A 9,041-nucleotide genomic window follows, 5' to 3' on the forward strand; every position below is an offset into this window, starting at 1 on the left:
GTATAGGTGTAGTTCAGCTGTCCGTTGTCGAAGGTATAGCAGCTGTACTTGCCAGGTGGCACTGCATTCGGGGCCGATGCGGCCCCGGTGGCGTTCGGGGTGGCCTGCGGAGGCGAAGCCGGGGGGGCCTGCCGCATGTCTACGCCCGTCTCGTTCTGCACGACCCGGTACCACATGTTCTCCAGCTCCTCGAGCGTGGCGTTGACTTTCTGCCGGACGTCGCCGGGGCAAGCCTGATTGGAAAATTTTTCCGCCGCCTGCGATCGCGCCTCTTGGCGACGCGCCTCGATGGCCGTGCGGATCTGCCGCGCGTCTTTCTCATCGAGCTTGAAATGCGCGTAGCTGCGCGACATGAGATCGACCAGGGTTTGGGAATTGCCGCCGCAGTAATCCGCGGCCCCCATTACCGTGGCAAGATTGACACCGATCTCTTCAAGCTTGGAACGGAGTTTTTCGTCGGCACCCGCGGCGGTGCCGCAGACCGACAGCAGAAGGGCCCCGGCCAGGGCAGTGCGTCGAAACATGGTGGAGTTGTCTCCGGTGAGTGGGAGTCTGCGTGGATTTTATGTAGACCCCACATTTCATGGCCGAGCAGCGTTGGTTGGGGCTTTCCTGAGTTGACGGCACTTGGGCCTTGCGCTTGGCGCTTTCGGGCAAGGCCGCGGCGCCCGCGCCGAAGGCGGGCGCGGGAGGTACTAGCGCGCTTCCACCATGAACCGGGCGAAGAAATTCGCCAGTTCTTCGTGGGCGTCGAGCGGCAATACATGCGCGATGTATTGGTCGGGCCGCACGATTACCATGCACCCGCGTTCCCGGTCGACACCGCGCATGTCGAAGATGTCTTGACCGCTCTTGAGGTCGGGGCAGAACATCTTTTCATAGTCGATCAGGCCGTAGCGTCCTTTGCGCGGGAGCAGGAAAGACGGCATGGCGTCGAGCGCCAGCGTGCGATGCCCTTGCTGGAAGATTGCGCGCACGTCGATCACGGCGTCGATGTCCATGTCCGCCGGCGTGTACTTCTTGACCGGCGATCGTGGCGAGTCGGCAAGGAATTCGCAAAGCGCCCGGATGCGCGCCGAGGGCTGCATCGGGTCTTCGCGGTCGGCGAACGCAAACACGCGCCAGCGTCCGTCGGCCTTGACCGTGTGGCCCAAGTGCATGGGCTTGGCGTCGGCCAGGCGGATGACCGGCGCAGAATGGAAGCGCATGCCGACCACGAAACCTGTGGCCAGTTCCTGGTGCACGGGTTCGGCACTGATGAGGGACGGATGGTAGTGCGTGGCGGTGCCGGCCGTGAAGCGGCCTTGCATGATGAAATAACGCTGGAACTCCGCGGGATCGACGCCCTCGCTATCTTCCTTGGTAGGATCCTTGGGCGCTGCGCTGAACATCTTGGCGAATTCGCGATCGAAGTCGATCAACTCCTTGGCGACCGCCTGGCGTTCCTTGGAATACGTATGCAGGACTTCGGGGATGCAGCGGCCGCGCAGAACCGCGGCAAGTTTCCATCCAAGGTTAAAGCCGTCCTGCATGGAGACGTTCATGCCCTGGCCGGCCTTGGGGCTGTGCGTGTGGCAGGCATCTCCGGCGATGAACACGCGCGGGAATTGCTCGTGCTCCAATTCTGCCGGGACGTCGTCGAACTTCTCGCACAGCCGCTGTCCGATCTCGTAGACCGACCACCAGGCGATCTCCTTCACGTCGAGCGTGTAAGGGTGCAGGATGCGCTGGGCAGCCGCGATTAGGCGATCGGTTGTGATCTGGCGGTTGGATACGCGCTCGTTCTCGTTGAGCTTGTCAAGCTCGATGTAGAGGCGCACCAGGTAGCCGCCTTCGCGCGGGATGATCAGGACGCTGCCTTCATTTGCCGAGTGGATGGCCGACTTGATGCGGATGTCGGGGAAGTCAGTGACCGCCAGCACGTCCATGACGCCCCAGGCCTGGTTGGCAGATTCGCCATGCAGCGCGCGGCCCAGCGACTTGCGCACGGTGCTATGGGCGCCGTCGCAGCCGACCGCATAGCGAGCCTTGACGACCTCGACCCGCCCTTGGTGTTCGGGGTCGACGCGCTCGAAGCGGGCCGTGACCGGGTGGCTATCGTTTCCAGACCGGTCGACCTTGAGCTCCAGCAGGCGGCGGGAATAGGCGGGCTCCAGGCGCGATGGCGAGTTGCGCATCACGTCCAAGTAGAAGTCGTGGACCCGGGCCTGGTTCAGGATGACGTGCGGAAACTCGGAGAGGCCGTCCTCGGTGTCCTGGATGCGGCCGCCGCGGACGATGTGGGATCTTTGGTTGTCGTCGGGTTTCCAAAACGAGGTCTCGTTGACCCAGTAGGCTTCCCTCAGCACCCGGTGGCTGAATCCGAAGGCCTCGAACATTTCCACCGTGCGGCAGGCGATGCCGTCGGCCTGGCCCAACTGCAGCGGGCCGGGCTTTTGATCAACGATGCACGTCTTGATGTCGGGGAACGCGGCCAGTTGCGCGGCCAAGGTCAGGCCGGTGGGCCCGCTGCCCACGATCAGCACGTCGACTTCTTGGGGGAGGACATCGGCACGAGCGCCCACGGCATGAGGGGCGGGCTCGGAGATGGCGGGATCGCCGGTCTTGAATCCGTTCAGGTGGAATTGCATGGCACGTCAGATGGAAAGGTGGACACGTCACGACTTGGCAGACGTGTCATTATCTCAGGCACGACTGGCTTCGTCTCTGCGCAAGCTCAGGAGAATCCCTAGGCGCGACTTTGGCGGCCTGCCGGACGCGGCGGGCCACCGGAACGGGCCGGCAGCCGCACCCTGGTTACAGCTTGCGTCGTAGCACGACGGGCTTGCCGCCGTAGGTGCGCTTGCTCATCCATGCGGCGAGCGCAGCGTCCAGGTAGTCGGCGTGTCCCGGGAACCACTGGAAAAGATGCAGGGCGAAATCGTGGATGAGGGCAACATCCGCCTTGCCCGCCAAGAACAACTCCCGGACCTCCCGCGTGGACTTCATGACTGCCTCGTGTTCCTGGAAGTGGCAGTCCGAAGGCGGGAAATCGGTGCTGCGCATCCACTCCTCTTCCTGGCCGAAGTGCTCCTTCAGGTGTTCTTCGAACGCGTCGAGCGCGGCGGCCGCGGAGTTCTCGGTGCAGGTCAGCAACCGGAAAGCGACGTCGTAGAACTCTTTGTGCGACTCGTCCATCGGGTTGAAGCCGAGGAGGCGGGCGTCGGACCACAGAAAGCTGGTGTCGCTTTCTGGGATGGGCGCCTGGTCGTCACGTAACGTGGGTTCTTGCTTCATGGGATTCTTGGCTTAAGCGAGGTCAGGTCATACACCTGCCGGGAGGGAAGCTCCCGCATCGTTGCAAGTATATGAGTTTTGGGCCTCGCCCCGCTTCGCCAAGGCCGCCGGGGGCAGGAATCCACCCCCTGGCGTTCGCCGCCCAGCCCACTGGTCAGGCGGCCACCGTCCCCATGAGTTCTTCCTTGCGGGCTGCCATCATCTCGGCAGCTTCCCGCAGGTCGATTTTCTTGCTTACGACCTTGGGAAACATTTCCTCTTCTTCTTCTTTGACGTGATGGGTGACGTATTCGCAGAGCACGGTCACTTTGGCGTCGTACATCTCGTCGCTTGGCCGCATGGATTGGACCTGGGCGATGAGGTCCTTGGCGCTGGCGTGCTCGACGACCGCTTCGTCCAGCAGGTCGGCGAAGGCCTTGCCCCCCTCGCGGCGGACCAAGGGATAGAAGAGTTCCTCTTCCAACGTGGCGTGGACGGTCAACTCCTTACAGACGGTTTGGGCGATTTCTTCCTTCTCGGCGTCCGATTCGGCTTCCTTGAATTGCTTGAACAGCTTCTTCGCGTTGCGATGGTCGTCGAGCAGCATGCCCAGAGCGGCCTTTTGCAGGGCCGGGATGGTCGATTTGTTCATGGAACTCTCCAAAGTATCCTCTCAGCGAGGTCGGTTCCATTCAGCAAGCGCCGTGCCCAACCTCCCGGAGTGTTCCGGCGACGCGTTCGAACAGCGCGGCCAGGTGGGCGGCGGCGGGCGTGAGGGGCACGCCGGCGCGCGAGATGAAAACGATGTCCGGGGCATCGATTTCGTCCAGCAAGGGAATGGGTTCTATCACGCCTGCGAATAGCCTGGAGTGGAACCATTGCTTGGGCAACATCGCGAGCGCATCGGTCGAGCACAGCAGCGCCGCTACGCCGACCATGGACTCGGCTTGGGTCATCGGGACAGGGGGCGGCAGCCCGTGTCGTGCGAATGCGTCTTCGAACTCCGCCTCCCGGCGTTCTTGCACGCCGGTGAGAATCCACTCTTGGTCGACTAGCTCCGCGAGCCGCTTGGCATGCCGCTTCGGGTGATCTTTGCGCCCTACCACCACGCGCTGGTTCTGGAACAGGAGCTCCACTTTGTAGCTGTCCCCAACCGGCCGCGCGGGGCGGGGGCCGATGAAGAAGTCGAGCGTGCCGTCCTGCAATCGGCCTTCGAGCGTGGAAAAGAACCCCTCGACCATGCGCAGGCGGACGCCAGGGTAAGCGCGCCGAAAGGCCACGTGGACCTCGGCAGCCATGGACAGCCAGACGGCGCTGGACAGCCCTATGGTGACGGAACCGCAGGGCGTGCCCAAGAGCTGCGCGACTTCGTCACGGCCGCGGCGGATCTCGGCCATCGCAGCGTGCGCGCGTCGATAAAAGGCCTCGCCGATGGGAGTCAGGACGACGCCTCTGGCATGGCGTTCGAGCAGCGGCGTGGCAAGTTCGTTTTCCAGTTCCCGCAGGCTGCGCGTGAGGGCAGGCTGGGCAAGCCCGAGCGCGCGGGCTGCGCCCCGCACGCTGCGTGCGTCCGCGATGGCGATGAAATCCCGCAAATGATGCAGTTTCATGGCGATAACGCCCAGGTATCGACGGGAGAATTTTGCCATCTTTCTGTTAGCGTCGGGCGTCTCTAGACTTCGCGCAAGACATGCCAATATCTAGGAGACGGACGATGGCTTTATTCAAGCGGATACCTAGGGTGGCGCCCGCGCTATCCGATTGAAGGAGCTGCGCATGGAAACGATGCAAACCGAAATCGCCATCGTGGGCGGCGGGCCGGCGGGGCTGATGTTGGCGATCGAATTGGGATGCCGGGACGTTCCGTGCGTCCTGCTGGAGGAAGATGCCGACCCGCCCGCTTTTCCCAAGGCCAACGCGACGTCCGCGCGGACGATGGAGCATTACCGCCGGCGCGGATTCTCGGACGAGGTGCGGGCTCTCGGGTTGCCGCCAGACTATCCGCAGGACGTGGTTTATTGCACGCAGCTGGCAGACCACGAACTTGCCCGGTTCCGGATTCCGTCGCGTAGCGAGGCAGCGCGGCGCAGCGCATTGGGCGATCTCTCCACGGTCGATGCGGGCGACTACGGGCGCGAAGCCTGGCCCACGCCCGAGCTGCCCCATCGCGTCCAGCAGATGCTGATCGAGCCGGTATTGCGTGCGCGCGCGGCGGCCTATGCGAGCGTCAGGTTGTGCCTGGGCCAGAGGGCCATTTCATTGGAGCAGGACGACCACGGCGTGACCCTCCTTGTCGAGCCTTCGAATGGCGGTGCGCCGTGGCGCCTGCGCGCGCGCTATGTCGTGGGCTGCGACGGTCCGAGGAGCATGGTGCGCAAGGCCATCGGCGTCGGATACACAGGCGAGAGCCGCGTGCAGCGCGATTTTTTCGGCGGGCAGATGCTGTCGATTTATTTTCGGTCGAGGACGCTTTATGGCGTGATCGGCAAGCCGCCGGCTTGGCAGTATTGGGCGGTCAACGCGCGACAGCGCGGCCTGCTGATCGCCATCGACGGTGTGCAGACGTTCTTGCTGGCCGTGCAGCTTGCGCCGGGGCAAGGCCCGGCGGACATCGACCCGCGGGCCGTGGCGCATGCCGTCGTCGGCCGCGAATTCGATTTCGAACTCATCGACCGCATGCCCTGGGTTGCCGGCTACATGCTGGTGGCCGAGAAAATGGCGGCCGGTCGCGTGTTCCTGGCGGGCGACGCAGCGCATCTATTCACGCCGACGGGCGGCATGGGCTACAACACGTCGATCGACGATGCGGTGAACCTGGGCTGGAAGCTGGCGGCAGTGGTCCAAGGGGGCGCGCCGCCGGCGTTGCTGGAAAGTTACGATAGCGAGCGCCGTCCGATCGCATTGCGCAACACGGCGTTCGCGCGTCGCATGGCTGACAGCATAGGCAATATGCGTCCGGACTCGACCCTCGACGAGCCGGGCGAACCTGGGCAGCGGGCAAGGGCGGAGCTGGGCCGGCGGCTGGCGGCGCACGTGGCGAGCGAATTCAACATCCCCGGACTGCAACTGGGGGTCCGTTACCTCGGTAGCCCCATCGTGGCGAAGGAACCCGGCCCTGTTCCCCCGGACGATCCGAACCACTACGAACCGGTCGCGGTGCCCGGCTCGCGCGCGCCTCATGCCGTCGTGGAAGGCAAAGTGCTATTCGATCTTTTCGGCCGCGATTTCACTTTGTTGGCTTTCTCGCGCATGGGGGAGGCCGAGAAGGCGTCGTGGCGCGCTGCAGCGCACGGGTACGGCATCCGCCTGGATCTGCTCGAGGTTGGCGACCGCTCGGCGCATGCGCTGTATGGCGCTGACAGAGTATTGATACGGCCCGATCACCACGTTGCATGGCGCGGCGGCCCGCAGGCCGATGTGGGTGCCCTGCTGGCGCTGGCGACGGGGCGCGCCATGGGCTAGTGCGGCGGCTGCGGCCGCGGTAGTGCTGGAAGATGCACAGGGCGGCCGCCGGCGGAGCACGGCCTGCGGCCGAGGAAGCGGGCCGCCCGCTGCTCAGGCCTCCGTATTCTGGATGAACTCCGGCGGCACGTCGGGCCCCCACTGATAGAGACTGTCTTCCGGCTCGAAGTCTCCTGCGGGCCACTCGTAACCGGCGGAGATGTAATCGATGTCTGCCGAGTACTCGCAGTAGGAGCCCCAGGGATCGCGCACGTAATGGAAAAAGTTCGACCCTAGCACGTGCCGGCCAGTGCCCCAGCCCTGCCTATATCCGGCCGCCGCCATTTGCGCGGCGCCTTGTCCGACTTCGTCGATGCTGGCGACGTCCCAGGCGGCATGGTGCCAGCCGCGGGCCGTGCTGCGCGCGAAAGCCACCAGGTGGTGGTCGCATCCATGCGGCGCATGGGTGAAGGCAATATTCTCGCCGGAGCGGTCCGAGAGCCGCAGGCCCAGGGTCTTGACATAGAAATCGAGCGTGCGCGAGACGTCGGGCGTGAACAGCAATACGTGCGAGAGACGCCGGGGCCGGACCTGCGCGACCTGCTTGCGCAGGCTGGCGCCGCGCCTATCGGCGGGCACGTGGATGTCACGCAGAGGCGGCTTTGCGTCGGGCATGGTCTTGGGGCCGCTCTTCACCTGGATGAGGTTGCCGTCGACGTCGCGGAACCAGATTCCTTCGCGCGTGGCACGGGGGGCATCGCCCGCGGCCGCCACTCCCGCCTCGTCCAATTGGCGGCGCATGCCAGGCAGGTCTTCTTCAAAGCAATTAAAGCTCAGGTAAGCCAACGCCTTGCGCTCGCCTTCGTAAATCCTCGCCCATACGTGGCCGTCTTGCGCGCGCAGGGCGAGCCCCCCGTTTTCGTGCGCGACTTCGAGGCCGAATGCAGTGTAAAAATGCCCGGCCAAGTCGAGATCGGGGACGGTGAGCGCATAGTGATCGATGGAATGCACCGCAGCCTTGCGGCAGGCATGGTCAAGGGTGGTCGCTGTGGTCATCGCTCTCCTCCTTTTTTCTTGGCTGCGGCGCGTTCAGGCTTCGTCTTCGATCGGGTTGCGCAGCGGCGCAAAGCCCGTGACGGACACTTCGCATATATCGCCGGGACGCATCAGCAGTTTCGGTTCGCGGGCCCAGCCTATGCCTGCGGGCGTGCCGGTGACGATCACGTCGCTAGGCTCGAGGGAAATCGCCTCGCTGATGATGCTGATCAGGGTGGGAATGTCGAAGATCATTTCGTCCGTGCTGGCGGACTGCACGACCTCGCCGTTGAGGCGGGTTTCGAGCCGTAGACCGCGCGCGGCTGGCGGGACTTCGCTTGCCGTGACCAGTTCAGGGCCGAACGCTCCCGTGGCGTCGAAATTCTTGCCCACCGTCCATTGCGGGGACAGGAACTGGTACTCGCGCACCGAACCGTCATTGAACAATGCATAGCCGGCGACGCAGCCAAGCGCCTCTTCTTTCTTGATATGCCTCCCGCCGCGCTTGAGCACCACGGCCAATTCGCCTTCGTAGTCCAGGGAATCGGAAACGCGCGGTCGGACGATGGGCTGGCCGTGGCCCACGAGGCTCGTGTGGTAGCGGGGGAAGATGGTCGGATAGGAAGGCTGCTCGTACGGGCTTTCCTTGGTGTGGTCTGCGTAGTTCAAGCCAATGCAGAAAATCTTGGCCGGGCGCTCCAGGATGGGAAGAAATGTCACGTCGGCTTCGCTCACCAGCGTGCCGCCGGTGCGGGTCTTTGCATACGTCTCGAGGTCGACACCGGCAGCCAGCAAGGACTCGAGGGAGTCTTCCCCGAGGATCCGGATGTCGTCTCCGTCCCGGGCTCCCAGGTACTTGGTGCCTTGGTGGATGAAGCGGATATAGCGCATGGGGCATTCCTCTCGGGTTGGGGGGCGAGGCGGGAAGTCGCTTATCGCGGCACGGGCGGCATGCGTCGGGCGCGCATTGGCCGCCGTCCGATCCGGAAGCGTAAAAGCTGGGGCGAGGATTGGGAAGATGGCCGATTTGCCCTACCGATACCCCTTGGGTATCGGTAGCAGGAGAGGCTCGGCGAGGGCTTCGCGCGCCGCCGGCACGTCAGTGCGCGGGGCCGCTTCGGAAGATGGCTTTGGCGGATTTATGCGCGATGCGCCAGCCTTCGTCGGTCAGCACGAGGGAGTCCCGTACCAATTGGACGACGCGGATGGGAGGCGTGAAGGCGGCGATTTACTTGCCGGAGAACGCCCGAGTGCTGATGCAGGCTATGCAGATGGGCAAGGTGATTCCGCTCACGCAAGGCGAAGTGGAG

General features: G+C 64.3%; 8 protein-coding genes. 1 reads left to right on the top strand and 7 read right to left on the bottom strand.

Annotation, left to right across the window (positions count from 1 at the left end; translation table 11 throughout):
* From IRZ12_RS12705 to IRZ12_RS12725, 5 genes are all read right to left on the bottom strand, one after another.
* On the bottom strand, positions 1 to 524 hold a 524-nt coding region (locus IRZ12_RS12705; RefSeq protein WP_296468972.1), incomplete at its 3' end, for a hypothetical protein.
* A gap of 171 nt (positions 525 to 695) precedes the next feature.
* Positions 696 to 2,630: an FAD-binding monooxygenase gene (locus IRZ12_RS12710; protein ID WP_296468974.1), complete on the bottom strand. Its 1,935-nt coding sequence runs from the start codon at positions 2,628 to 2,630 to the stop codon at positions 696 to 698.
* Between the two features lie 166 nt (positions 2,631 to 2,796).
* The gene (locus tag IRZ12_RS12715; protein ID WP_296468976.1) at positions 2,797 to 3,276 is read right to left on the bottom strand and encodes a hemerythrin domain-containing protein; all 480 of its coding nucleotides are present in this window, start codon (positions 3,274 to 3,276) and stop codon (positions 2,797 to 2,799) included.
* A 154-nt stretch (positions 3,277 to 3,430) separates the two neighbouring features.
* Positions 3,431 to 3,907 (bottom strand): hemerythrin domain-containing protein, encoded by a 477-nt coding sequence (locus tag IRZ12_RS12720; RefSeq protein ID WP_296468978.1) that lies wholly within the window; start codon positions 3,905 to 3,907, stop codon positions 3,431 to 3,433.
* A gap of 40 nt (positions 3,908 to 3,947) precedes the next feature.
* The gene (locus IRZ12_RS12725; RefSeq protein WP_296468980.1) at positions 3,948 to 4,865 is read right to left on the bottom strand and encodes a LysR substrate-binding domain-containing protein; all 918 of its coding nucleotides are present in this window, start codon (positions 4,863 to 4,865) and stop codon (positions 3,948 to 3,950) included.
* A 166-nt stretch (positions 4,866 to 5,031) separates the two neighbouring features.
* Here IRZ12_RS12725 and IRZ12_RS12730 point away from each other — a divergent pair, with 166 nt between their 5' ends.
* A complete protein-coding gene (locus tag IRZ12_RS12730; protein ID WP_296468983.1) occupies positions 5,032 to 6,717 on the top strand; it encodes an FAD-dependent monooxygenase in 1,686 nt (561 codons plus the stop codon).
* A 93-nt stretch (positions 6,718 to 6,810) separates the two neighbouring features.
* Here IRZ12_RS12730 and IRZ12_RS12735 read toward each other — a convergent pair whose 3' ends face one another.
* Both IRZ12_RS12735 and IRZ12_RS12740 read right to left on the bottom strand, forming a co-directional pair.
* Positions 6,811 to 7,752: a VOC family protein gene (locus IRZ12_RS12735; RefSeq protein WP_296468985.1), complete on the bottom strand. Its 942-nt coding sequence runs from the start codon at positions 7,750 to 7,752 to the stop codon at positions 6,811 to 6,813.
* A 33-nt stretch (positions 7,753 to 7,785) separates the two neighbouring features.
* Entirely contained in the window at positions 7,786 to 8,622 is an 837-nt protein-coding gene (locus IRZ12_RS12740) for a fumarylacetoacetate hydrolase family protein (protein ID WP_296468987.1), read from the bottom strand.
* Between the last annotated feature and the right edge of the window lie 419 nt (positions 8,623 to 9,041).

The organism is Pigmentiphaga sp. (assembly GCF_019689535.1).
Lineage (GTDB): Bacteria > Pseudomonadota > Gammaproteobacteria > Burkholderiales > Burkholderiaceae_B > Pigmentiphaga.